Below are 23,990 nucleotides of genomic sequence, written 5' to 3'. Positions count from 1 at the left end.
GTGCGTGCCTACATGCCGGGCTGCATCTGCATGGGTTGGGGCTCGGGCAGCAGCAGGAACGCCGCGCCGCCGGCCGCGACCGCGACGACCCCGACGATGATGGCGGCGGTGGCGACCCACTTCGCCCACCGGTGGGTCGCGCTGTTGGACAGGATCAGTGAGACACCGCCGAGCAGCACACCGAGCAGTGCGGTCCCGGCGTCGCCGAGGATCACGTTGGCGATGCTGGACACCTGGTCGGCGGGGTCGGCCGTGATGCTCGCCAGGAGCTGGCCCATCCGGGTGCCGATCATGGCCAGGCCGGTGAGCAGGATCGCGGCGACGGCGAAGGTCTCCGCCGAGAAGGTCCCGCCGGGCTTGGGTGCCGGCGCGGCGGCGTCCGCGTACTCCTGGTCGGCGTACTCCTGGTCGGCGGAATCCAGGTGGTCGTCCTCGTGCGGGCCCTCGGGGTCGAGCGGGTGCGCGCCGCCGACCTGCGCGCTGCCGTTGGAGCTGGGGCCGTCGCCGTTCTCCGGGAGAGCGGTGTCGCCGTCCGTCACCGGGTCTGCCTGAACCGGTTCCTTCACGGGCGGCACGTCTTCCTTGCGGGCGTTCTCTCCGGTGCTGGTATTCATGATGCCCGCCAACGTACCCCCTATAGCAGACCGCATGTGACTGACCGTCACGGCGGGTCGCACCGATTCCGGGGCGGCGCCCGGCCTCACCCCCGCAGGGCGTCCTCCTGCACTTTCCGGCGGCGCTCCTCGGCGCCCAGCGCGATGGGCGCGGCCAGCCATTCGTCGTTCAGCCCGAAGGAGTCGACGAGGTCGCGGGCGTGCGGGCGCAGCGTGCGGCACAGGGTGTTGACGGCCTCGGTGACGGCCTTGGCGCGGGCCGGGGTGAGGCGCCCGTGCTCCAGGAACCAGGCGCGGTCCTCCTCGAGGGTCGACAGGACGAACAGGTCGCACAGGCGTTCCAGGACGGCCTTGGCGCCGTCGTCGGCGCAGCGCTCGATCCCGGCGACGAACGCCTCCAGTACCACCCGGTCGATGTGCGCCCGGGCGGCGTTGAGCACGTGGTCCTGGGCGTTGTTGAACACCTCGAACGCGTCGGCGCCGCTGGACCCGGCGCGGCGCAGCCGCCGCGCGAGCCCTTCGACGATGTGCTTCTCGCGGTCCTCCAGCAGCTTGCACTGCCAGCCGCGGCTGTACAGGTCGGCGTCCTCGTCGCGGCCCGGCGCGGCCTGGACGAGGCGGTCGATGAGCCCGCGCGCGGCGGTGCGTTCCACGACGGTGTCGAGGACCTGCCCGGCGACGAACCGCACCATGCCGAGCTGGTCCAGGCTGCCGAACTCCTGCTGGTAGTTGGTGAGCAGGCCCTTGGCGACGAGCTGCATCAGCACCGTGTTGTCGCCTTCAAAGGTGGTGAACACGTCGGTGTCGGCCTTGAGCTGCGGGATCCGGTTCTCCGCGAGGTATCCGGCGCCGCCGCACGCCTCGCGGCAGGTCTGGATGGTGCGGGTCGCGTGCCACGTGGCGACGGCTTTGAGGCCGGCGGCCCGGGCCTCCAGTTCGCGCTGGTCGTGCTCGTTCAGGCCGTCGGGGAGCGCGGCGCCGTCGTGCAGGGCGGAGACGAGCTCCTCTTGGGCGAAGTGGAGCGCGTAGCTGCGGGCGAGGGCCGGGATCAGGCGGCGCTGGTGGGCGAGGTAGTCGAGCAGGGTGACCTCGTGGCCGGTGCCGGGCCGGTCGAACTGGGTGCGGGCCTCGGCGTAGCGCACGGCGATGGCGAGCGCGGCCTTGGTGGCGCTGCCCGCGCCGCCGCCGACGCTGATGCGGCCGCGTACGAGGGTGCCGAGCATGGTGAAGAAGCGCCGGTTGGGGTTGGCGATGGGGCTGGAGTAGGTGCCGTCGGGTGCGACGGCGCCGTAGCGGTCGAGGAGCGCGGTGCGGGGCACCCGGACGGAGTCGAACCACAGGCGCCCGTTGTCGACACCGTTGAGACCGGCCTTGGGGCCGCAGTCCTCGATGCGCACGCCGGGCAGGGGGGTGCCGTCGGCGTCGCGGATGGGGACCAGGAGGCAGTGCACGCCGTGGTTCTCGCCGCCGCTGACGAGCTGGGCGAACACGGCGGCGACGCGGCCGTCGCGGGCGGCGTTGCCGATGTAGTCCTTGCGTGCCGCGTCGTCGGGGGTGTGCACCACGAACTCTTCGGTGGCCGGGTCGTAGCCGGCGGTGGTGCGCAGCGCCTGGACGTCGGAGCCGTGCCCGGTCTCGGTCATCGCGAAGCAGCCGGGCAGTTCCAGCGAGATGATGCGGGGCAGGTACTCGGCGTGGTGGGCCTCGGTGCCGAGCGCCTGGACGGCGCCGCCGAAGAGGCCCCATTGCACGCCCATCTTGACCATGAGGGACAGGTCGCAGACGAGCATCTCGAAGGCGACGGCCGAGGCGCCGACGTCCCCGGCGCCGCCGTGCGCGGTGGAGAACCCGTAGCCGGGGATCCCGGTCTTGGCGAGGGCCTTGACCTGCTCCAGCACGCGCGCCCGGTGCTCCGCCATGCCGAGCCCGTGGACGGGGGCGAAGAGGTCGCCGGTGAGGACCTCTCTGGCCTGTTCGCGGACGTGCGCCCAGCGGCCGTCGAGGAGTGTCCGCATCGCGTCGACATCGAACTTCTCCGGTGTGCCGGTGCTGCCCATCGTGTCCCCCGAACGCTCGTCGTGCCTCTGCCCCCTCATGTTACTAGTCGGTAGCTTGCGTGGTGCGCAGGGGCGGTGTCCAGGGGTGGCGCGTGCCGTGTAAGCGGTCGCCGGGATCGCGTGCGCAGGGGTGGCGCGCGCCGTGTAAGCGGTCGCCGGGATCGCGTGCGCAGGGGCGGTGTGCGCCGTGGCCGCGGTCGCCGGGGACGCGCTCCCCGCGTTCACCGCGTTCACCGCGGCGCGCCGTCCCCAACGGGACGCATGGGACATTTCGCGGTGGCGGACGGCTATGCGAAGCCGACGAAAAGGGAAGGTTCCAGTCATCGCGGCACAATGGCGGTAGACCGAGAGAAGGCAGGCGGAAATGACCGTGGACACCCGACTCGACGTCCGCGACGCACTCGCATTCGACATCGACGCGATCTCCGAACTCGCCTACCGCCACCGCATGGCCAACCGCGACCCCCACTCGGCCCCGATCACAGCCGACGACCTGCACCGGCAGCGCATCCACCTCCAGCAGTCCATCGGCGAGCCCCGCGTGCTGTCACTGGTGGGTACCCGGGCCGGGTACCTGAGCGGGTACCTGTTCGCCTCCCTCGTCGAGTCGCGGCAGAGCGAGGCCGCAGGCACCCTCTTCAGCTACATCGAGGACTTCGCGGTCTCCGACCCCGGCGACTGGTGGGACTGCGGGGCCTCGCTGCTGGAGTCGGCCCGCGTCCGCCTGCGGGCGCTCGGCGTGCGCCGCCTCGTGGTGATCAACGACGGCCCCGACGCCCGGATGCGGGCGTTCCTGTGGCGCTCGGGGCTCACCCAGGCGTCCGAGTGGTACGGCACCGACCGCGTGTGAGGGGGTAGGGGTACGAGGGCCGGGCCGGCGGGGGCGGCCCGGATCCGCGTGTCGGGCCCGGATCCGGATGCGCTCGAATCCGGATGCGCCCGGGCCCGCGTGCGGCGCCGGAACCGGCGGATCGCCCGCCCCGCCCACCGCGCCGGGCGCACCGCCGGAGGGTCTGTCACGGACCGCATCCGGCCGTTATCCCCCGGAACCCGGCCGATCGCGGTAGCGTCCGACCCCAAAGCGTCCTGTTCCGCTTAAGGGCGGCTTTTCCGGCGCAGCACGGGCGATTGCGAGGACGGCAGTGGATTTGGTGCTCATCGGTGCGGGCGCGTTGGCGGTGTTCGTCCTCTTCGTCTTCGGGTTCTCGCTCGCCGGAAACCGCAAGGGCGACCAGGAGGCCCCGCCCGCGGACGGCCGTCCGCTGTTCCCCGTCGCCTCGGCCGAAGAGCAGCTCGCCGCCATCCGGCCGGGCGGCACGATCGACTTCGGGTTCGAGCGGGCCACCGTCACGGGGACCCTGCACATGTACGTCGCCGACCGGCACTGGGTGCAGCACGCCCTGTACACCCCCGAAGGCCACCGGTGGCTGTCCGTGGAGGGCGGCGCCACCGGGCAGACCCGCACGGTGCTGTGGTCGCCCGCGCCCAGCATCGACCTCAGCACGGGCGACGCCATCCCGGCGCACGACCCCGAGACCGAGGCCATGGACGCCTACGGCGGCCGCTACGAGCGCGCCGGCCGCGGCGGGTTCTCCTACGAGAGCACCGGCGACACCGGCCTGCCCGCCAACGGCGTCATGGACTACGCCGACTTCCGCAGCGCCGAGGGCGGCCTGCTGTCGTTCGAGCGCTTCGACGGCGGGCCGTGGCGGGCCCGCGTCGGCTACCCCGTCCCGGTCGGCGCCATCGCGGTGGCCAGGGCCGGGGCCGAGGGCGGCTGAGCGCCCCCGCGCCGGCCGGGGCCGGGCGCGCCCGGGTGTCCCCGCGTCGGTCGGGGCCGGTCGCGGACCCCTGTGCGATGCGACAACGCGGCCCGACAGCGGCACAATGCATCGGGGATTGCACAACCGGGGCCGCACGGTCCCGGACCTCGTGATCAGGAGACGGATCAGCATCGTGACGACCTCGATTCACCAGCGGATCGCCGAAGAGCTCGGAGTTGCCGGACGGCAGGTCGACGCCGCCGTGGGGCTGCTCGACGACGGCGCGACCGTGCCGTTCATCGCGCGCTACCGCAAGGAGGTCACCGGAACCCTCGATGACACCCAGCTGCGCACCCTCGAAGAGCGCCTCCGCTACCTGCGTGAGCTGGAAGAGCGCCGGTCCGCCGTCCTGGAGTCGGTCCGCGAGCAGGGCAAGCTCGACGACGCGCTCGAAGCCCGCATCATGGCGGCCGACACCAAGGCCCGCCTGGAGGACGTCTACCTCCCGTACAAGCCCAAGCGCCGCACCAAGGCCCAGATCGCCCGCGAAGCCGGCCTCGAACCGCTCGCCGACCTGCTGCTCACCGAGCCCGGCACCGTCCCGGAGACCGCCGCGGCCGGCTACGTCGACGCGGAGAAGGGCGTCGCCGACACCAAGGCGGCCCTCGACGGCGCCCGCGCCGTCCTGGTCGAGCGGTTCACCGAGGACCCGGACCTCATCGGGGAGCTGCGCGAGCGCATGTGGGCGCGCGGCCGCGTCGTCTCCGCGGTCCGCGACGGCAAGGAGCAGGAGGGCGCGAAGTTCGCCGACTACTTCGACTTCGCCGAACCGTTCGCCAAGCTCCCCTCGCACCGCCTGCTCGCGCTGTTCCGGGGGGAGAAGGAGGAGGTCCTCTCCCTCACCCTGGAGCCGGAGGAGCTGCCGGAGAACGCGCCCGTCGGCCCCAGCGGCTTCGAGGAGCGCATCGCCGAGCACTTCGGGATCGCCGACCAGGGCAGGCCCGCCGACCGGTGGCTGGCCGAGACCGTCCGCTGGGCGTGGCGCACCCGCGTCCTGGTGCGTCTCGACATCGACCTCCGCATGCGGCTGTGGCAGGCCGCCGAGGAGGAGGCGGTGAACGTGTTCGCGGCGAACCTGCGCGACCTGCTGCTCGCCGCGCCGGCCGGGACCCGCGCCACCATGGGCCTCGACCCCGGGTTCCGCACCGGGGTGAAGGTCGCCGTGGTCGACACCACCGGCAAGGTCCTCGGCACCGAGACGGTCTACCCGCACCAGCCGCAGAACCGCTGGGACCAGGCCGTCGAGACCCTCGCGAAGACCGCCCGCGCGCACGGCGTGGAGCTCATCGCCATCGGCAACGGCACGGCGTCGCGCGAGACCGACAAGCTCGCGGCCGACCTCATCGCCAGGCACCCCGACCTGAACCTCACCAAGGCCATGGTGTCGGAGGCCGGCGCGTCGGTGTACTCCGCGTCGGCGTTCGCCTCCCAGGAGCTCCCCGGCATGGACGTGTCCCTGCGCGGGGCGGTGTCCATCGCGCGGCGCTTGCAGGACCCGCTGGCGGAACTGGTCAAGATCGACCCCAAGTCCATCGGGGTCGGCCAGTACCAGCACGACCTGTCGGAGGTGAAGCTGTCGCGCTCGCTCGACGCCGTGGTGGAGGACTGCGTGAACGGGGTCGGGGTCGACGTCAACACGGCGTCCGCTCCGCTGCTCACCCGCGTCTCGGGAATCAGCGCGACCCTCGCCGAGAACATCGTGGCGCACCGCGACGCCCACGGGTCGTTCCGCACCCGCACCGGGCTCGGCGACGTCGCGCGCCTCGGCCCGAAGGCGTTCGAGCAGTGCGCCGGGTTCCTGCGGATCCGCGGCGGCGACGACCCGCTCGACGCGTCCAGCGTGCACCCCGAGGCGTACCCCGTCGTGCGGCGCATCCTCGGCACCACGGGCGGCGACGTCGCCGGGCTCATCGGCAACGGGGCGTCGCTGCGAGGGCTCAAGGCGAAGGAGTTCGTCGACGAGAAGTTCGGCCTGCCGACCGTCACCGACATCCTCAAGGAGCTGGAGAAGCCGGGCCGCGACCCCCGGCCGGCGTTCACCACGGCCGTGTTCAAGGAGGGCGTCGACAAGCTCGGCGACCTCGAACGCGGCATGGTGCTGGAGGGCGTGGTCACCAACGTGGCGGCGTTCGGCGCCTTTGTCGACGTCGGTGTCCACCAGGACGGCCTGGTGCACATCTCCGCGATGTCGAAGAACTTCGTCAGCGACCCCCGCGAGATCGTCAAGCCCGGCGACGTGGTGCGCGTCAAGGTGCTGGAGGTCGACATCCGGCGCAAGCGCATCTCCCTGACCCTGCGGTTGGACGACGAGGCCGGTGAGAAGGGCTCCGAGAAGGGCTCTGAGGGGGGCACTCAGAGGGGTTCTGAGCGGGACGCCGACGGCGGCGGGCGGCAGGGCCGGCCCAAGGGCGGGCGGCGCGGCGGCGAGGGCTCGGGCGGCGACCGCAAGGGCGGCGGCCGCGAGCGCAAGGACGGTCGGCGCGGCGGCGGGCAGCAGGCCGACTCCGGGGGCGGCGCCCTCGCCGACGCCCTGCGCCGGGCCGGGCTGGGATAGCACCCGGGCCCGCGCCCCGGCACCGGGGCGCGGGCCCGTTTCACGCTTCGGGTGCTGTGCGCCGGATCGGCCCTTCCACCAGTTCGTAGACCGCCCCGTCGGGCGCGCGGAAGTGCACCCACGCCGATTGCGCGCTGTGGCGGGTCGGGCCGTGCACGATCTCGCAGCCGCCCGCGCGGAGTTCGGCGGCCGCCGCGTCGACGTCGTCGACGTGGAACCCGGCGACGGGCCCGGTGGCGAAGTGCTCCTTGCCGGGGTGCTCCGGCCCGAAGACCTCGACGTTCGCGCCGTTGGGCAGGGTGAACACCCAGAACCCGGCGGCCTCCTGCCGCCCCTCCAGGCCGAGGGTGTGTTCGAGGAAGTCGGCCATCGCCGCCGCGTTGGGCGTGCGGGTGCCGAGCCAGCCGAGTTGGTGCACCTTCATGGTCCCCGGGCCTCCACGTGATCGCACGGCGCTCGTGTAGCGCCCGTGTGGCGCTCGCGTGCTGCGGGCGCCGACCGCGCCAGGCTAGGAGCTCGACTTAGGTCGAGGTCAATGGGTGGTGCGGTCGGGCCCGGGGGCTGGTGCGGTGATGCGGTCGACGACGTCGCGCAGCCCGGCGCGGATGCGTTCGGGGTCCATGGCCCTGTCCCTGCGCTGGTGCAGGTAGAGGGCCGCCTCCAGGGGGCTCAGCAGGGCGTCGGCGAGGTACCCGGCGTCGGCGCCGGGGCGGGCCGCGGCGATCAGGGCCGACAGGTGGGCGTGGTGCGCGCCGTAGGCCCCGCTGCGGTAGCGGGCCTCGACGGTGTCGGTCTCGGCGACGGCGAGCAGCTCGGCCTGCGCTTCGAGCCGGTCGACGAACGCCGCGGCGAACGCGTGGATGCGCTCGACCGGTGGCGCGCCGGGGCCGAGCGGCGGCGGACCCGACAGGAACCCGGCCTGGAGCGCGCGCTCCTGGGCGTCGAGCATGGCGTGCGCGAGCCCGCCGAGGTCGCCGAAGCGCCGGTAGACGGTGCCGATGCCCACGCCGGCGCGCGCGCCCACCGCCTCCATGGTCAGGCCCTCGGTGCCGTGCTCGGCGAGGATCGCGTCGGCCGCGGCGAGGAGCGCGCGGCGGTTGCGTGCGGCGTCGGCGCGTTCGGGGCGGGTGTCGTCCGCCATGGGCAGCGGCCGCCGCGGCGGGCCGGATTCGTGGTTGCTCACCTGTGTGCCGGCGGGCCTTCCCCGGTCGTCGTGTGGTCGGTGCGTCGGTGCGTCGGTGCGTCGGTGCGGTTGGCGGTGCGTGCCCCGCCGGTCGGGAAGCGACCGGCACGCACGCACTGGCGTGAGTTTAGCGGAGGCCCCACCATCCTCCATTGAAAACGGAGGATTCTCCGTTTATGCTCTGTGGTGTTCGGGCCGGACACCGCTGCACCGCGGGCCGCGCCGCCATTCGCCGACGTACAGGAGAAAACCCATGCCCAACTCCGCAGTACCGCGCCCCCTCGCCGGTCGGGCCGCACTGGTGACCGGGGGCAGCCGCGGCATCGGCGCCGCCGTCGCCCTGCGCCTCGCGGCCGACGGGGCGGATGTCGCGCTCACCTACCTGAGCGCGGCCGACCGCGCCGCCGAGGTGGTGCGCGGCGCCGAGGCCGCCGGCGTCCGGGGGCTCGCCATCGCCGCCGACGCGGGCGACCCCGCCGCGGTCCGCGCGGCCGTCGAGCGCGCCGCCGAGCACTTCGGGCGGCTCGACATCCTGGTCAACAACGCCGGGGTAGCACCGTTCGGCCCGATGGACGAGGTCACGGTCGAGGAGTACGACCGGGTGACGGCCGTCCACGGGCGCGCGGCGTTCCTCGCCGCGCAGGCGGCGGCGCCGCACATGGGCGCCGGCGGCCGGATCATCACCATCGGCAGCAACCTCGGCGAGCGCGTGCCCGCCGCCGGGATGACGCTCTACGCCATGAGCAAGGCGTCGCTGCTGGGGCTCACCCGCGGGCTCGCACGCGACCTCGGTCCGCGCGGGATCACCGCCAACCTGGTGCAGCCGGGCTCCACCGACACGGAGATGAACCCGGCGGTGTCCGCCGAGGCCGATGCGGAGCGGGCCCTCACCGCCCTCGGCCGCTACTGCGACCCCGAGGACATCGCGGCGTCGGTGGCGCACCTGGCCGGTCCCGGCGGGCGCAGCATCACCGGGGCCTCCCTCCTGGTCGACGCCGGGGCGAACGCGTGAACCCGGCCGGAACGCGGAGGCGGTGACCGTGGCCTGGCTGGCGCTCGTCGCCGCGGCCCTGCTGGAGATCGTCTGGGCGCTCGCGCTCAAGCAGTCGGAGGGGTTCACCCGCCTCTGGCCGAGCGTCATCGGCGTGGTGTTCGCCGCGACCAGCTTCGTCATGCTCACGCTGGCACTGCGCCACCTGCCGGTGGGCACGGCCTATGCGGTGTGGGTGGGGCTGGGGGCGTTCGGCGTGGCGGTCGCCGGGGTGCTGCTCCTCGGCGAGGACGCCGACCCCCTCAGGATCGTGTTCCTCGCGCTGATCCTCATCGGGGTGGCGGGCCTCCGCTACCTGGAGGCGTGATCACCGGCGCCGCTCACTCGCGGGGCGCGCCGAGGTGATGGTGGATGATGAGGTCGACGTAGACGTCGCCGAGTTCCGACAGCGACAGCCCGCCGCTGGGCTCGTACCAGTTCAGGATGCCGTCGAGCGTGGCGATGAGGTTGGCGGCGGCGCCGGCGGCGTCGTTCGCCGTGACCGCCCCGGTCGACTGGGCGGCTTCGATGAGGCGCCGCACATGGTCGCGGTAGTCGCGCATGAGGCCCGACAGCTCCCGGTACCGGGCCGAGCTGATCGATCTCAGTGCGGGGGCTGCGGCACGCCGCAGCTCCTCTTCGACGCGGTGCTCCCAGCGGAATTCGATATGTGCGCGAATGAGCCGCGAAATGCGGTCGATGGGCGGCGAATCGGCATCGAAGCCGTCGATCTGGCGTAGGACGAAGCGGCGCGTGGTGCGCAATGTGATGGCGTATACAAGATCCAATCGTGTGGGATAGGCGCGCCGGAAATCCACCGGGCGCGCGCCGGTGCCCCGCTCGACGGCCGCGGCGACACGCGCCATGTCGGTGCTGTTCGGCCCGTGGTCGGCGAACTGCTGCACGGCGATGTCGAGCGCGCGCTCGGTGAGGTCGGAGTCGAAAGGGAAGTCGAGCGGTGAGAGGTCTGCCGTCATGATCATCTCTAGCCTGTGCCAAGTAATGAGGGGAAGGCACGATTGAGGGGTGGCTGTTGGAGGATCCCGTTACGAATCTTTTTCGAGGATAGCGTCGCGCATCCCCGGATTCGCGGAGAACGTTCAGGTCCGCGGCTGAAATCCGGAGAATCCGGGGGAGGCGCCGAACGGCGGCGCCGTGATAGCCGTGTTACGGGCGAACGCGAATGGTCCCGCCGGGACCGGTACGCAGCGAAAGGATAATCACCGAATCGACTGACCGTAGGGCTCCTGCCGGCCCCTGGCCGGATCCTTGACGAGTTTCACCAGGTCAGCAGGGTAATCGGTGCTAATGGCGTCGACACCCGTCCCGGCGAGTCGCACCATTTCCGGAAGGTCGTTCACACCCCGGGCGCAGACGCCGAAACCGTGCCGGTGGACCTCGGCCACCAGTTCCCTGGTGAGGAGGTCCCAGCGTGTGGTGTAGAAGCGGGGCCGCAGCTCCTGCCACAGCTCCGCCGGCGGGTACCCCGGCTGGTCCCATTCGAGGCAGAGCGGGGCGTCGGGGCGCCGCGCGCGCAGGGCGCGCATCGCGTCGATCGAACCGGTGTACAGGACGTGGTCGGCGGTCTTGTGCTCGGCGACGAGCTCGTCGGCTGCCAGCGCCGCGGGCGCCGAGCAGACGTCGATCAGCAGCCCCGCGGTGCCGGTGCGGCCGAACTCGGCGAGCGCCTCCATGAGCGTGGGCGCCCGCAGGTCGGCCCCGCCGCCCCGCGCGGCGAGCTCGGCCAGGGTGGTGCCCGACAGCGGCCGGGTGAGGTTCCAGTGCCGCTCGAAGGCGTCGGTGTGCAGCAGGACCACGTGGCCGTCGGAGGTCAGGTTCGCGTTGACCTGGATGAGGTCGGCGCCCGCCGCTGCCGCGGAGCGGAGGGCGGGCAGGGTGTTCTCCCGGAACTGGACGGGGTCTCCGCGGTGCGCGATCGCCAGTGTCATCGAGGGCTCCGTTACACCTGGGTCGTCATGTCTCCGGTTGGTGTGGACTCCGAGGTCAAGGTCGACCCCGCAGCGCGGGGGAGTTGGCACAAGAGTGCCAAACACCTCGCACCGGCGTATGCCGGACCGGGAAAATCGCGCAATGATACCGCGTGTCGACGCTGTGTATCGCCGCCCTTGGGTGCGGGGGCGGCCCGTGCGAGGGGTGTCACAGCAGGGCCCGAACGCGGTGCGCGCCGCGAACTGGGAAACTGGAGGGGGGCGTCCTGCTCCCGGTACCGCGGCGCCGCCGCACCACCGCCGGCATCACCGCCGCGCACCGCCACCGAGCAGACGACCACGAAGGCCAAGAGATGATCCCGGACCAGCGTCGCGAACACATCCTCAAGCTGCTTCAGGAGCGCCACGTCCTCAGCATCAACGAACTGACGTCGATGCTGTCCGTGTCGCACATGACGGTGCGGCGCGACATCCAGGCGCTGGAGAACGAGGGCAAGGTCCTGAGCGTGACGGGCGGGGTGCGGCTCGCCGCCCGCCTCAAGAGCGAACCGTCCTACCTCGCCAAGGCGCAACTCGAAGTACCGGCGAAGCGCGCCATCGCCAAGGCGGCGGCCCGGCTGGTGCGGGAGAACTTCACGATCTTCCTCGACGCCGGGACGTCCACCCTCCAGATGGTGCCGCTGCTCACCGACAAGGTGGGGCTCACCGTGGTGACCAACGACTTCAACGTCGTGGGGCACCTCATGGAGTACCCCAACATCGAGCTCATCCACACCGGCGGGGTCATCTCGCACGCCGACCACTCCTCCGTCGGCCAGTTCACCGCGGACTTCCTCAGCAAGGTGAACGTCGACATCGCGTTCATGGCGGGCAGCTCCTGGGACATCAACCGCGGCGCAACCACGCCGTCGGAGCCGAAGGTGGTCGCGAAGCAGCAGCTCATGCGCATCGCGTCGAAGACGGTCCTCACGGTCGACAGCACCAAGTACGGCAAGTTCGGCACGTTCCGGGTGGCGCGCTTGCAGCAGTTCGACCTCATCATCAGCGACGACCGGCTGAACAAGGCCGCGGTCGAGGAGATCCGCGAACAGGACGTCCGGCTGGAACTGGTCGCCACCGAACGCTGACCGCCGCGCGGTGCCCCGCGGTCGGCGGCCGGTCCCGCGACCGGTTCCGGGCTCGGTTCCGGGGGCAGTCCCGCGGTCGGCCCGCGGTCGGCCCGCGGTCGGCTCCAGTCAGTCCTCGCCGGTGTCGGGCTCCGGGGCGCTGAACAGCTCGAGCTGGAAGCCGTCGGGGTCGAAGAAGCTGAGCACCGACCCGCTGTCGGCGTGCACGATGGGCGAGTGGTCGATGTCGAGGTCGGTGAGGCGCTCCTCCCACGTCTCCAACTCGCCCAGGCCGCCCACCTCGAAGGCCACATGGTCGACACCGGCGTGGCGGTGGTCGAACAGCGCGTTGAAGTGGTCGGTGTGCTGGGTGAAGCACAGGACGACACCGCAGGGGTGGACGCAGGTGGTGCGCCGCCACCGGGAGTCGTCGCGATGGGAGACCTCGCGGAAGCCGAGTACCGTGCGGTAGAAGTCGACACTGGTGTCGCGGTCGCGCACCGAAAGGGTGATGTGCGCGAGGCCGGTCAATCCGGGCACGGCTGCCTCTCTCCGGTGGTGCGTGGACCGACGGCGTCGGGTCGGGAAGAGCGTGAGCACGATGGCACAGCTTACGCGCGGCCCGGAGCGGCGCAAGCCCCTGTGAAGAATTGGTGCCGACGCCGCGGGGGCACCATCCTCGAACGTGCGCAATCCACCGTGTGAGCAGGGGATTCACCGCTCGGCACGCCGGATTCGGCCGCCGGATCCGACCGGATCCGACCGCTGGGATCCACCGCCGGATCGGGTCGCCGGGTCCGGCCGCCGGAGGCCGCGTGCGGAGGTTCTGCGCGGTGATCCGTCCCAGCCCCCGCACCCTGCCCGCCGACGGCCCCTCGCCGCACGCGAGGGGCCGCCGGGACGGTCAGGCGCGCGGGTTCCAGGTGCCGAGCGCAACGTCGGGGACGAACGCGTCGAGCGCCGAGGTGTCGCTCAGGTCGACCCTGCGGCCCTCCTGGGCGGACAGGTAGGCGGCCATCAGCAGCCGGGTCACCGCCAGCCCGTCGTGCAGGCTCTCGGCGGGGGCCGTGCCGTCGAGGAACCGCTGGACCATGTGCCGGTTCTCCTCGGTGTAGCCGTAGGCGCCCGCCTCGTCGGGCAGCACCGGCATGAGCCCGCCCTCGGCGTTCTGCTTCTCCACCAGGTCCTCGCCGGGCTTGCCGGCGATCTCCCTGCTGAGGAACACCTTCGCCTCGGTGTCCAGGCTGTTGACCGACATGGCGTACTCCGGGCCGAGCAGCTCGAAGCTGAGCCGCAGGCCCGCGCCGACGTAGCTCCACGACGTGGTGCCCTCGGCGACCACCTCGTCGCCGTCGCCGTTGCGGAAGATCATCGTCGCGCGCGCGTAGTCCTCCGACGGCGCGCGCCGGTAGTCCACCTCGGCGCCGTAGCGGCGCACGAGTTCGTCGGCGTAGGAGGGCCGCGACCATTTCAGCGACGCGATCGTGGCGTCGACGCTCACGGGGGTCAGCCACTCCGACGCCGGTGTGCCGGGCGGGGTGAGCAGGAACCGGGCCGCCTCGACGCTGTGGCACATCATGTCGTTGAGGACGCCGCCGCCCTGCTTGACGCCCTGCCAGAACCAGGCGCTGTGCGGGCCGCTGTGCTCCTCGGCGCAGCGCGCCAGGTAGGGCGTCCCCGACGCCGCCGCGCCGCGGCTCCACACCAGCTCGTGCGCCCGGGTCACCCCCGGCGCGAACACCTGGTTCTCCAGGTAGCCGTGCAGCAGCCCGGCGCCCTCCACGAGCTTCAGCACCTCCTGGGCCTCGGCAGCGGTGCGCCCCAGCGGCTTCTCGATGGCGATGCCGCGCAGCGTGGCGTTGCCGGAGCGCACCTCCTCGACGATGGCGCGCACGGTCTCGACCCGGACGTGGTTGGGCGTGGTGATCCACACGGCGTCCACGGCGGGGTCCCGGACGAGGTCGCGGACGTCGGAGTAGCCGGTGGGATCGCCGACCCGGAGATCCCTGGCGAGGTCGCAGACGCGCTGGACCGAGGAGGGGGTGCGCCCGCTGACGGCGACGATGTCGGCGTCGCGCACACCGCGGAAGGAGCGGGTGTGGAAGTCGGCGATGAAGCCGCTGCCGACGATGCCGACACCGAGCCCGCCGCTCACCTGTGCTGTCACGTCTGAGTCTCCAATATCTTCGGGGGAGCCGGTGGGGACCGGCCTCGATCGCGGGTGCGCGCTGCGGTCGGTCACTGCCGCAGCCGTTTCTGCCTTCCGTACGCGGACAGCACGACCACCAGGACCGCGCCGTAGATGATCTGGCGGGGGGCGTCGCCCCATTCGCCCCCGCCGATCTGCACGATCCGCAGGAACGAGTCGAGGACGGTGAGCAGGATCGCGCCGATGATCGTGCCGAGGTACCCGCCGACCCCGCCGATGAGCGCGGTGCCGCCGATGACGGTGGCGGCCACGCTGGGCAGCATGTAGGGGTCGGCGAGCCGCAGGAAGACGTTCTCGCTGTAGCCGAGCAGCAGCAGCCCGCCGATCCCGGCGAACAGCGACGACAGGACGTACGCGCTGAACTTCACCGCCACGGGGTTCACACCGGACAGGTAGGCGGTGGTGGCGTTGCCGCCGACGGCGTACAGCCGCCAGCCGAAGGAGGTCCGCCGCAGGATCCAGATGACGAGGACCGAGAGCGCCAGCCAGAGCCAGAGCACGCCGGGGATGCCGAACACGGTGTCGCCGTTGATGAGCGTGCGCAGCAGCGGCGCCGCGGACCCGGCCGGCTGCCCGCCGGTGTAGAGCCGGATGAAGCCGTAGACCACTGCGATCATGCCGAGGGTCATGACCAGGGGCGGCACCCGGAAGAACAGGACGCCGCACGCGTTGATCACGCCGACCACCGCCGCGGCGGCCAGCGCCAGCAGGACGGACAGCGGCAGGTTGTCGTTGGCGCCGTCCATGTACCGGGACGCGACGATCGCGGCCAGCGTCGCCGTCGCCCCCACGGACAGGTCGATGCCCTCGCCGCCCGCGATGATCACCAGCGTCTGGCCGATGGCGATCACACCGAGGAACGACGCGAGCGTCAGCAGCGTGACGACCTGGCCCCACGAGGCGAACGACGGCGAGATCAGCGCCGCCGTCGCCCACAGCAGGACCGCCAGCGCGCCGGACACGAGGACGGGGTCGCGCAGCAGGGCGCGCGCCCGGGTACCGCGGTCGGGCCGCTCGGCGACCGGAGTGGGTCCGCCGGTGACAGGTGCGCTCATGCCGTCCTCCCTGGTTGCCGCGGGCCGCCCGCCGTGAGCAGGCCCGCCAGCGCGATGGCGGCGATCATGATGCCGCCGTACACCAGCTCCCTGGCGTCCGTCGGAATCCCGGCGAAGAACACCAGGCCCTGGATGAGGGAGAGCACGATGGCGCCGAGGATCGCCCCGCCGGCGCCGCCGGCCCCGCCCCGCAGCCGGGTGCCGCCGATGACCAGTGCCGCGATCGAGCCGAGTGTCAGCTCGTTGCCGATGAACGGGTCGCCCGACCCGGAGTCGGCGAGCAGCGCCACCCCGGCCAGGGCCGCGACCGTCCCGCCGAGGGTGTAGGCGAGGACCCGCACCCGGGTCACCGGGACCGCCGATGTGTAGGACGCCGCTGCGCTGCCGCCGACCGCGTACAGGTACTGGCCCACCCGGTGCGCGCGCAGGATCCGCCACACCAGCCACAGGATCAGCAGCAGCAGCGCCGGTACGGGGATGATCAGGGCGAGCACCATCCGGTAGGTCTCGGTGAGGACCGGTGAGGCGCTGCCGCCGGGCGAGGGCAGCACGAGCAGCGCCGCGCCGCCGAACATGAAGCTGGTCGCGAAGGTCGCCACGATCGGCTGCAAGCGCAGCACGGCCACGATGAGGCCGTTGACGAGCCCGCACGCCGCGCCCGCTGCGACCCCGGCGGCGATGGCGAGCGGGAGCCGCGCGTTGTCGCCCTCCATGAGGACCACGGTCACCGCGGAGGAGAGGGTGACGATCGTGCCGATGGACAGGTCGATGCCGCCGCTGAGCACGATGATGGTCTGCGCCACCGCGATGGTGGCGAGGGGCAGGATCGTCGCGAACGTGGAGCTGAGGCCGTAGGCGGTGAAGAAGCCCGACTGGAGCATGGCGGTCGCCGCGACCGTGACCACGAGGAGCCCGGTGATGGCGTAGGTCGGCATGCGGGCACTCGCAACTCTGCTCCCCGCCCGCGCGAGCGGGGACGGGGTGTCCGGCTGCGGCGCGGGTGGCGCCGCGGTGGGTGGGCTCATCGTGTACCTACTCGGTGGTCGTAGTAGGGGCGGCGGTGGGAGTACGGGCGGCCGCGGGGGAGCGCGGGCGTGCGGGCGGCCAGGGGGATCGGGGCCGCGATCACGTGCCCTGCTCCTGCTCGGCCGCGACGGGGTCGTGGTCGATGTCGGGCAGGTGCGACGCCGCGTCGTCGGTCCGCGCGGCGGCGACGTCGGCCTGGGTGATATGCATGGCGCTCGCGATGAGGGTGTCCTCGGTCAGCCGGTCGCCCTGCACCTCGTCCACGACGCGGCCCTCGAACAGCACCAGCACCCTGTCGCACACCTCCACGAGCTCCCGGTCGTCGCTGGAGCCGACGATGACCGCCGCCCCGGACTCCGCCAGTTCGCGGACCACCGCGAACATCTCCGCCTTCGCGCCGACGTCGATGCCCTTGGCGGGGTCGTCCATGAGCACCACGACGGGTTCGGTGGGGAACCACTTGCCCACCACGACCTTCTGCTGGTTGCCGCCGGACAGGGTCGACACCGGGTCGTCCAGCGAGCCGTAGGTCGTGCCGATGCGGGCGGCGACGCCGCGGGCCGCCGCCTGCTCGGTCGCGCGCGACAGCCCGACACCGAGCAGGGCGCGTCGCCCCAGGGACGGCAGCGCGAGGTTCTCCAGGATGGGGCGGCCCAGCGCCAGCCCCTGCCCGCCGCGGTTGCCGGGCACGTAGGCGAGCCCGGCGCGCACCGCCTGCTTGGGGGAGCGGGGGTGTACCGGTGCGCCGTCGAGCAGCACCCGGCCGCCGGTGCGCCGCGCTGCGCCGAACAGGCTCGCGAGCAGCTCCGACTGGCCCTGGCCCTGCAAGCCGCCCAGCCCCAGCACCTCGCCCGCGCGGATCGTGAAGGACACCCCGTTCAGGCCGGGGCCGGCCAGGTCGGTGACCGCCAGCAGGACGGCGGGTGCCGCCGCCCCTTCCTCGGGGGCGGCGCGTTCCGCTGCGGGGGCCGCGCCGGGGGCGCCCGCGGGGGTTCCCGACATCAGTTCGACGAGCTCGCGCTCCGGGACCTCGCCCACGGTGACCGTCGCGACGTCGGTCCCGCCGCGCATGATGGTGGCGCGGTCGCACAGCGCGGTGATCTCGGCGAGCCGGTGCGTGATGAACAGAACGAGGACGCCCTGGTCGCGGAGCTCGCCGACGACGTCGAAGAGCACCTCCACCTGGCGGCGGCGCAGCGACGCGGTGGCCTCGTCCAGCACGAGCACCCGCGGGTCGCGCACCAGCGCCTTGCAGATCTCGACCACCTGGCGTTCCCCTGGGTCGAGGTCGGCGACCCGCTCGTCAACGGGGACCCGGCCGCCGAACGCCGGCGCGAACCGCTCCAGCCACGGCAGCGCGCGGGCGCGGGCCGCCCGCGCGTCGCGCAGCCCGAACCGGCCGGGTTCGACGCCGAGGACCAGGTTGTCCACGACGGTGAAGTCCTCGATGAGCGACAGCTCCTGGTAGACGGCGCTCACACCGGCGGCGAGCGTGTCGCGCGGGCTCTTGGGGCGCAGCGGCCGCCCGTCGAGCAGCACGTCGCCGGCGTCCGGCGCGACCACGCCGGTGAGCACCTTCAGCAGGGTGCTCTTCCCGGAGCCGTTGGGGCCGAGGACGGCGTGGACGGTCCCGGCATTGGCGGCGAAATCGGCTCCGGCGAGCGCGGTGACGCCGCCGTAGCGCTTGTGTACACCGCTCATGCGCAGGAAGGGTGGTGCGTCCACGGCTTCTCCTCGGTCCCAACGGGCTCTTCTCGGCATCGGCTCCGGCTACTGGAAGTAGTCGTCGGCCTCTTTCGCGGTCACGCTGTGGTCGACCGCGTAGGTGTCGGGCTCGTCCTTGACGGCGTCGAACTGCTCGTCGAAGTTCTCGTCGGTGACCGTCTCGGGGATCGGCAGGTACACCGAGTTGCCTTCGAGGGAGTCGCCGAACTTCTTGCCCTCGAGCATCCGCACGACCACGTGCAGCGCCGAGACGGAGACGGAGGGCGGGTTGGGCACGCCGATGCTGGTGAAGTCGCCGTCGCCCTCGCGCTGCTCCTGCCAGCGCTTCATGAAGCCCACGCGGGCCTCACCGGTGATGGCGATGTCGCCGACCTTCTTCTCCGACTCCAGCGCCTGGAACGCGCCCAGCGCCATGCCGTCCTGCACGAAGATGCCGTCGACGTCGGGGTGGCTGGCGAGCAGGTCCTTGGTGACCTGCTGGCCGGTGGCCTGGTCCCAGTTGCCGTAGTCGTTGGCGGCGACCTTCACGCCGGCGTCGTCGAAGACCTTCTTGGCGCCCTCCCAGCGGGCCTCGTTGGCGGGGTGGCCGTCGATGCCGTTGACGGCGATGATCTCGCCGCCGTCGCCGACCTCCTCCGCCAGCCACTCCGCGGAGATGCTCGCCCACTCGCCCTGGTCGATGACGACGTTGGTGACGTCCTTCGACTCCACGGCCTGGTCGATGGCGACGATCTTGATGCCCTGGTCGGCGGCCTCGCCGAACACCTTGTCGAGCGCGGTGGGGGAGTTGGGGTTGACGATGATCGCGTCCACATCGGACTTGATCAGGTTGCGGATCTGCTTGATCTGGCCGTTGACGTCGACATCGGCGCTCTCGACGACGAGTTCGTCGACGACGCCGTCGGACTTGTACTCGTCGAAGTCCTTCTGGAGGGTGGCGAGCATCTGCTCGCGCCACTCGCTGCCGATGAACCCGTTGCTCACGCCGATGGTGAACGGGCCCTCCTTGCCGCCGTCCTCGCCGCCGCCGCCGGCTTCGGGTGTGCTGCACGCGGTCGCGGTGATGAGCACACCGCCCGCGGCGAGTGCGGCGAGCGAGCGCCAGTTGCGGGAACGCCGTTGCGGAATCGAACCCATTGTGGGCCTCCAAGGGGTGGGTCAAGGGGAGTGCGGAGAGAGCGGGGGTGCGGGTCGACAGGGGGGAGCGGTAGTGGCGAGGGGATGTCGGCGGGAGGGGTGGTGTCGGCGGGAGGGTGCGGTATCGGCGGGGGGAGCAGGGTCGGCGGGGAGCGTGTCGCTACCGGGTCGCCGCGGGTGGTTTGGCCGACGAGGGAACGCCCGGGCCCTTGGCGAGGGCGCGGTTGATCTGGTCGGGGGCGAGGATGTGGTCGATGGCGAGCCGGCCGGCGCCCAGCGCGCCGCCCTCCTCGCCGGCACCGCTGGGAACGACGGTGAGGAGGTGGGTCGCCAGCGGCAGCGACCGCTGGTAGATGACCTCCCGCACGCCTGCCAGCAGCGGTTCGTGGACTTGGGCCATGACACCGCCGACGACGATGGCCCCGGGGTTGTAGAAGTTGACGATCCCGGCGAGGACGTCGCCGATGATGCGCCCGACGTCGCGGACCATCCGGCCGGCCTCGGCGTTCCCGCTGTTCACAAGCTCGACCACGGCGCGCCCGTCGGCGGCGGGGATGCCGGCGGCGGTGAGGCGGGCGGCGAGCGCGGCGCCGCCGGCGACCGCTTCGAGGCAGCCGGTGTTGCCGCAGCGGCACAGCACGTCGCCGGAGCCGGGCACCCGGATGTGCCCGATGTCGCCGGCGCTGCCCTGCGCGCCCCGGTGCAGCCGCCCGTCGGCGATGATCCCGCAGCCGATGCCGGTGCCGACCTTGACGAACAGCAGGTGGTCGGCGTCGGTGTGCGCGAACCGGTGCTCGCCGAGCGCGAGCACGTTGACGTCGTTGTCGACGAGGACCTCGACGTCGTAGCGGTCGCGGAAGTACTCGGGGATGGGGTACTCGTGCCAGCCGGGCATGATCGGCGGGTTGACCGGCCGGCCCGTCGCGAACTCGACGGGCCCGGGGACCCCGATGCCGATGGCCTTGACCGCCTCGATCGGGCGGCCGGTCTCGGCGAGGAGTTCGTGCATCCGGGCGTCGATGTGCTCCATGACCGGGAGCGGGCCTTCGGTGATGAGCAGGGGGTCCTCCCTGCTCGCCAGCAGCGTCCCGCCGATGTCGAGGAGGGCGACGCGGCAGTGGGTGGCGCCGAGGTCGGCGCCGATGACGCAGTTGCGCTCGGTGTTGAGCCGCAGGACGCGGGGCGGGCGGCCGCCGGTGGACTCGCCGGATTCGCTCTCCTCCACGAGGCCGTACTCGATGAGCGCGTCGACCCGCTGGGCGATGGTCGATCGCGCCATGCCGGTGCGCCGGGCCAGTTCGGCCCGTGTGCCGGCGTCGCCCCGGTTGATGAGGTCGAGCACGTCTCCCGGTGAGTTCACCACGGTCTCCGGAGTCTCCAGTTCTGCGTCCGGTCGTCCTGCGTCCTTGCTGCCAGTGACCTGGGACACAAAGCTAACGGCCACTTTTGCCGTCGGTCAATACCCCTTTTGCCGAAAATCGAACGAAGTAGTGCCGCGGTTGCGCTTCGCGACCGGACGGCGGGCGGCCTACCGGCGCGGACGGCGTGTCGGACGCGCCCTCCGGCCCGGGCCGTCGCAGGATCAGACGCATGACGACACCCACCGCCGAAGTGATCCGCGTGGCCGGGGCGGACCGCACCACCGGGCGCTGGCCGGTTCGGCGTTCGGAGCGCAGGGCCGCAAGGCGCATCGCGAGGGCCACCCGCGGCAAGGGTGCGTGGACCGCGGCGCACGCGGCCAAGGTCCGCCGCCGGATCCTGGCGTACCTGGCCCGCGGGCCGGTCGGCGCGCGCCTCGCGGTCGTCTCCTTCGTGCTCGCCCGCCACCTGGAGCGCTTCGACACCGCTCCGGACCGCTTCGACGCCGACCCGGACCGCCCGGTCGCCCCGCTGGACGCCGAGGTGCTCAGCGCCTACGCGGCGCTGCTGCGCGAGGTGGCGGGCCGCCGGCTCTGGCACCGCGGCCTGATCGGCGGTGTCCCGGCAGAGGGCGCCGAGGAAGGGGTCCGCGCGCTCCGCGCCGGCCCCCGCGAGCCCGCGGTCGCCCTCGGGGCCGCGCCCGGCGGCTCCTAGGCGCGCCGACCGGCCAAGACTGACCGGAGAGGCCGACCGGGGTGGTCGGGATCAGGGGTCGGCGGGATCAGGGGCGGGCGGGTGCGTGCGCCTCGTGGTCGCGGCCGGCGGGGCTGGTGTACCAGCGGGTGCGCACCGCCGCCACCGCTGCCAGCAGCGCTGCGGTCGCCGCCCCGGCGGTGAGCGCGAAGGCGCCCTGGTGGCCGACGTCCTCGGCGAGGCGCCCGGCGACGGCCGAACCGAGCGACTGCCCGAGGATGAGGCTGCTCAGCATGATGGTCATGGCCTGCGCCAGCCGGGGCGCGGGGGCGGCGCGCTCGCACAGCGAGAACAGGGTGACGACGTGGGGGCCGATCCCGCAGCCGAGGAGCAGCATCGCGGCGACCAGGGTGCCGGGGCCCGGCGCGGCGAGCAGCAGCAGCGAACACGCGCTCAGGGTGAGCGCCGCGAGCCGCAGCCGGGTCGTCAGCGTGACGCGGGGCGGAACGGACGCCATCAGGAGCCCCGCGACCGCGCTGCTCACCCCCATCACCGCGTACATCAGGCCGGAGAGGTCGGCGTGGCCGATCTCCTGGCTGAACGCGGTCACCCCGGTGGACGTGCCGCCGAAGAACAGTCCCTGGCAGAACATCGGCAGGGTGAGGACCAGCAGCGGGAGGCGGGTGAGCCGGTGGGCGCCGCCGGGCGCGGACGGCGCTCCGGGCAGGGCGGTGGGATGCACGGCGAACAGCGCGCCGAACACGCCCATGAGCACCGCGGCGCCCACGACACTCGCCGCCGGGTTCACCGCGACAGCGAGCACGCCGACGAGGGCGGGGCCGATGACGAACCCCGACTCGTCCAGCACGCCGTCGACGGACATGGCGGCGGAGACGGACCGCTCGCGCTCCCCGGGGGCCTCGCCGGCGGCGCGGCGCGTGGCGATGGCGATCCACCGGGACCGCGCAAGCGGGCCGATCTGCGGCATCAGCAGGCCGCCCAGTGCGGCGAGCGCGATGAGGCCGGGGGCGGGGATGTCGGCGAAGACGGCGACGACGAGCGCGCCGATCAGCGCGGCGTCGAGCAGCGAGCACAGCAGCACCACGGGCCGCTGGCCGCGCCGGTCGGCGAAGCGGGCGATGACCGGACCGCCGATGGTCTCGCCCAGGGCGAAGGCCCCGGAGACGAGGCCGCCCATGGCGACGCTGCCGGTCTCGACGGTCACCAGCGTGAGGGTGCCGATCAGGGCCATGGATACGGGCAGGCGTGCCAGGAACGAGGCGATCAGCAGTGGCGCGCCCGCGATCGCGTGCATACGTCGCAGCGTGGCGAGGGGGGACATGAGACTCCCTTTCAGCGCGACGCCCGATCCTGGTATCCGGCGACTCGGCGTCGCGATCCGCCGCGTTCCGACCGGGCCGTGCTGTGCGGCGGTGGTCGGACGGGGGTTCCTCGCACATCCCACCACAGGGCGATTGCCCGCGGTACCCCGGGTTCCGGCGGAATCGGGACCGTTGGCGGATGTGGCAAGTACTTGCCAAATTGGAAAGTATGTGCGATCCTGGCAACAGTAAGGGGCCTGGAGACCGGCGACCTGGAGACAGCAGGGACGCCGCGAGGGCCGACCGCAGAGAGACGATGATGGCCGCACGGCCGATCGGAGCCCCAATGCAGCGCGAGGAAGCACTCGAAGCCCTGGTGGCGGCGCAGGACGTCAACTCCCGTGTGCGCCGGCACGGGCGCTGGTACGCCGGCTACGCCGCGGTCTACGGCGTGCTCACGTTCGTGTTCACCCTCGGGGTGGGCCTGTTCCCCACGCCGATCACCGTCGGCGTCGTCACACCGCTGTGGGTCGTCGCCGTCTGCGGGCTCTCGGTGTACGCCTACCGGCAGCCGGTGTCGCCGCTGCGGTTCGGCCGGCTGCACCTCGCCATGATCGGGTGCTGGTCGGTGCTCTACACCGGCACCGTCGTCGTGGGCGCCGCGTTCTTCCCCGGGGAAGCGTGGTGGTGGGGGACCGGTGCGGCGCTCTGCGCGATACCGCCGTTCATCGCCGCCGCCTACGCCCACGCGATCGCGGCGGAGCCCCAGGCATGAGGCACCCGCGCGCCAAGCTCGACGACGTCATCCACGCGCCCGTCCGGTTCTCGATCGTCGCCGCGCTCGCAGCCGCCGACCAGGCCGATTTCAAGTTCGTCCGCGACACCGTCGAGGTCTCCGACTCCGCGCTGTCCAAGCAGGTGTCGACCCTCGAATCCGCCGGGTACGTCAAGGTCCGCAAGACCTTCGTCGGCCGCCGTCCCCGCACCTACCTGGCGCTGACCCCCGAGGGGCGGTCCGCCTTCGACCGCCACGTCCAGGCGCTCCGCGACATCGCAGCGGGCGTCCAGGAACCGCTGAACACGACCGACTGAACACCGCCGACCGATTCACCGGCCGCCCGGCACCGACCACTCCACCGACCGCCTCA

At 72.5% G+C, this 23,990-nt stretch carries 23 protein-coding genes; 9 read left to right on the top strand and 14 right to left on the bottom strand.

Features of this window, described 5'->3' with window-relative positions:
• Nucleotides 1–8 precede the first annotated feature (8 nt).
• Both CLV63_RS16355 and CLV63_RS16350 read right to left on the bottom strand, forming a co-directional pair.
• Nucleotides 9–614 carry a hypothetical protein gene (locus tag CLV63_RS16355; protein WP_146165576.1) on the bottom strand — a complete coding sequence of 202 codons (606 nt, stop codon included), beginning with the start codon at nucleotides 612–614 and terminating at the stop codon, nucleotides 9–11.
• 86 nt (nucleotides 615–700) lie between these two features.
• A complete protein-coding gene (locus CLV63_RS16350; protein WP_106583895.1) occupies nucleotides 701–2,671 on the bottom strand; it encodes an acyl-CoA dehydrogenase family protein in 1,971 nt (656 codons plus the stop codon).
• Nucleotides 2,672–3,035: 364 nt separating this feature from the next.
• Here CLV63_RS16350 and CLV63_RS16345 point away from each other — a divergent pair, with 364 nt between their 5' ends.
• The 3 genes from CLV63_RS16345 (at nucleotide 3,036) to CLV63_RS16335 (ending at nucleotide 7,048) form a co-directional block, all read left to right on the top strand.
• Nucleotides 3,036–3,521, top strand: a complete 486-nt coding sequence (locus tag CLV63_RS16345; protein WP_106583894.1) for a hypothetical protein — start codon at nucleotides 3,036–3,038, stop codon at nucleotides 3,519–3,521.
• A 292-nt stretch (nucleotides 3,522–3,813) separates the two neighbouring features.
• Nucleotides 3,814–4,452 carry a DUF4178 domain-containing protein gene (locus CLV63_RS16340; RefSeq protein WP_170134237.1) on the top strand — a complete coding sequence of 213 codons (639 nt, stop codon included), beginning with the start codon at nucleotides 3,814–3,816 and terminating at the stop codon, nucleotides 4,450–4,452.
• A gap of 175 nt (nucleotides 4,453–4,627) precedes the next feature.
• The gene (locus tag CLV63_RS16335; protein ID WP_106583892.1) at nucleotides 4,628–7,048 is read left to right on the top strand and encodes a Tex family protein; all 2,421 of its coding nucleotides are present in this window, start codon (nucleotides 4,628–4,630) and stop codon (nucleotides 7,046–7,048) included.
• Between the two features lie 40 nt (nucleotides 7,049–7,088).
• On the opposite strand, the gene CLV63_RS16330 is transcribed toward CLV63_RS16335, so the two are convergent.
• Nucleotides 7,089–7,472: a VOC family protein gene (locus CLV63_RS16330; RefSeq protein ID WP_106583891.1), complete on the bottom strand. Its 384-nt coding sequence runs from the start codon at nucleotides 7,470–7,472 to the stop codon at nucleotides 7,089–7,091.
• A gap of 108 nt (nucleotides 7,473–7,580) precedes the next feature.
• The gene (locus CLV63_RS16325; protein ID WP_245928853.1) at nucleotides 7,581–8,231 is read right to left on the bottom strand and encodes a TetR/AcrR family transcriptional regulator; all 651 of its coding nucleotides are present in this window, start codon (nucleotides 8,229–8,231) and stop codon (nucleotides 7,581–7,583) included.
• Nucleotides 8,232–8,484: 253 nt separating this feature from the next.
• On the opposite strand from CLV63_RS16325, the gene CLV63_RS16320 reads away from it, so the two are divergent.
• On the top strand, nucleotides 8,485–9,243 hold the full coding sequence (locus tag CLV63_RS16320; RefSeq protein ID WP_106583890.1) for an SDR family oxidoreductase: 759 nt from the start codon (nucleotides 8,485–8,487) through the stop codon (nucleotides 9,241–9,243).
• Between the two features lie 28 nt (nucleotides 9,244–9,271).
• The gene (locus CLV63_RS16315; protein ID WP_106584020.1) at nucleotides 9,272–9,589 is read left to right on the top strand and encodes a DMT family transporter; all 318 of its coding nucleotides are present in this window, start codon (nucleotides 9,272–9,274) and stop codon (nucleotides 9,587–9,589) included.
• 13 nt (nucleotides 9,590–9,602) lie between these two features.
• On the opposite strand, the gene CLV63_RS16310 is transcribed toward CLV63_RS16315, so the two are convergent.
• Both CLV63_RS16310 and CLV63_RS16305 read right to left on the bottom strand, forming a co-directional pair.
• On the bottom strand, nucleotides 9,603–10,244 hold the full coding sequence (locus CLV63_RS16310; protein ID WP_106583889.1) for a TetR/AcrR family transcriptional regulator: 642 nt from the start codon (nucleotides 10,242–10,244) through the stop codon (nucleotides 9,603–9,605).
• 237 nt (nucleotides 10,245–10,481) lie between these two features.
• The gene (locus CLV63_RS16305) at nucleotides 10,482–11,210 is read right to left on the bottom strand and encodes a glycerophosphodiester phosphodiesterase (protein ID WP_106583888.1); all 729 of its coding nucleotides are present in this window, start codon (nucleotides 11,208–11,210) and stop codon (nucleotides 10,482–10,484) included.
• A gap of 353 nt (nucleotides 11,211–11,563) precedes the next feature.
• Here CLV63_RS16305 and CLV63_RS16300 point away from each other — a divergent pair, with 353 nt between their 5' ends.
• The gene (locus CLV63_RS16300; protein WP_106583887.1) at nucleotides 11,564–12,337 is read left to right on the top strand and encodes a DeoR/GlpR family DNA-binding transcription regulator; all 774 of its coding nucleotides are present in this window, start codon (nucleotides 11,564–11,566) and stop codon (nucleotides 12,335–12,337) included.
• Between the two features lie 108 nt (nucleotides 12,338–12,445).
• Here the strand turns inward: CLV63_RS16300 and CLV63_RS16295 are convergent, their stop codons facing one another.
• From CLV63_RS16295 to CLV63_RS16265, 7 genes are all read right to left on the bottom strand, one after another.
• Nucleotides 12,446–12,856, bottom strand: a complete 411-nt coding sequence (locus CLV63_RS16295) for a VOC family protein (protein ID WP_106583886.1) — start codon at nucleotides 12,854–12,856, stop codon at nucleotides 12,446–12,448.
• A gap of 364 nt (nucleotides 12,857–13,220) precedes the next feature.
• Nucleotides 13,221–14,483, bottom strand: a complete 1,263-nt coding sequence (locus CLV63_RS16290) for a Gfo/Idh/MocA family protein (protein ID WP_245928852.1) — start codon at nucleotides 14,481–14,483, stop codon at nucleotides 13,221–13,223.
• Nucleotides 14,484–14,554: 71 nt separating this feature from the next.
• On the bottom strand, nucleotides 14,555–15,580 hold the full coding sequence (locus CLV63_RS16285; protein ID WP_106583884.1) for an ABC transporter permease: 1,026 nt from the start codon (nucleotides 15,578–15,580) through the stop codon (nucleotides 14,555–14,557).
• Nucleotides 15,577–16,515, bottom strand: a complete 939-nt coding sequence (locus CLV63_RS16280) for an ABC transporter permease (protein WP_106583883.1) — start codon at nucleotides 16,513–16,515, stop codon at nucleotides 15,577–15,579. Before CLV63_RS16280 ends, CLV63_RS16285 begins: the two co-directional genes overlap by 4 nt.
• Nucleotides 16,516–16,705: 190 nt before the next feature.
• Nucleotides 16,706–18,331 carry a sugar ABC transporter ATP-binding protein gene (locus CLV63_RS16275; protein ID WP_245928851.1) on the bottom strand — a complete coding sequence of 542 codons (1,626 nt, stop codon included), beginning with the start codon at nucleotides 18,329–18,331 and terminating at the stop codon, nucleotides 16,706–16,708.
• 45 nt (nucleotides 18,332–18,376) lie between these two features.
• Complete coding sequence (locus CLV63_RS16270) at nucleotides 18,377–19,468, bottom strand: ABC transporter substrate-binding protein (protein ID WP_106583882.1); 1,092 nt, start codon at nucleotides 19,466–19,468, stop codon at nucleotides 18,377–18,379.
• Nucleotides 19,469–19,628: 160 nt separating this feature from the next.
• Nucleotides 19,629–20,828: an ROK family transcriptional regulator gene (locus CLV63_RS16265; protein ID WP_106583881.1), complete on the bottom strand. Its 1,200-nt coding sequence runs from the start codon at nucleotides 20,826–20,828 to the stop codon at nucleotides 19,629–19,631.
• Between the two features lie 230 nt (nucleotides 20,829–21,058).
• On the opposite strand from CLV63_RS16265, the gene CLV63_RS16260 reads away from it, so the two are divergent.
• A complete protein-coding gene (locus CLV63_RS16260) occupies nucleotides 21,059–21,541 on the top strand; it encodes a hypothetical protein (protein ID WP_106583880.1) in 483 nt (160 codons plus the stop codon).
• Between the two features lie 67 nt (nucleotides 21,542–21,608).
• Here the strand turns inward: CLV63_RS16260 and CLV63_RS16255 are convergent, their stop codons facing one another.
• Nucleotides 21,609–22,862, bottom strand: coding sequence for an MFS transporter (locus CLV63_RS16255; protein WP_106583879.1), 1,254 nt, complete (start codon nucleotides 22,860–22,862; stop codon nucleotides 21,609–21,611).
• 326 nt (nucleotides 22,863–23,188) lie between these two features.
• Between CLV63_RS16255 and CLV63_RS16250 the strand changes: the two genes are divergently transcribed.
• Together CLV63_RS16250 and CLV63_RS16245 are read left to right on the top strand one after the other, a co-directional pair.
• Nucleotides 23,189–23,617, top strand: a complete 429-nt coding sequence (locus CLV63_RS16250) for a hypothetical protein (RefSeq protein ID WP_106583878.1) — start codon at nucleotides 23,189–23,191, stop codon at nucleotides 23,615–23,617.
• Entirely contained in the window at nucleotides 23,614–23,934 is a 321-nt protein-coding gene (locus CLV63_RS16245) for a winged helix-turn-helix domain-containing protein (protein WP_106583877.1), read from the top strand. Before CLV63_RS16250 ends, CLV63_RS16245 begins: the two co-directional genes overlap by 4 nt.
• The last annotated feature ends 56 nt before the right edge of the window (nucleotides 23,935–23,990 follow it).

The sequence above is a fragment of the Murinocardiopsis flavida genome, from assembly GCF_003014485.1.
GTDB lineage: Bacteria > Actinomycetota > Actinomycetes > Streptosporangiales > Streptosporangiaceae > Murinocardiopsis > Murinocardiopsis flavida.
The sequence above is the reverse complement of the archived record's forward strand: the minus strand, read 5'-3'. Positions and strand labels throughout refer to the sequence as shown.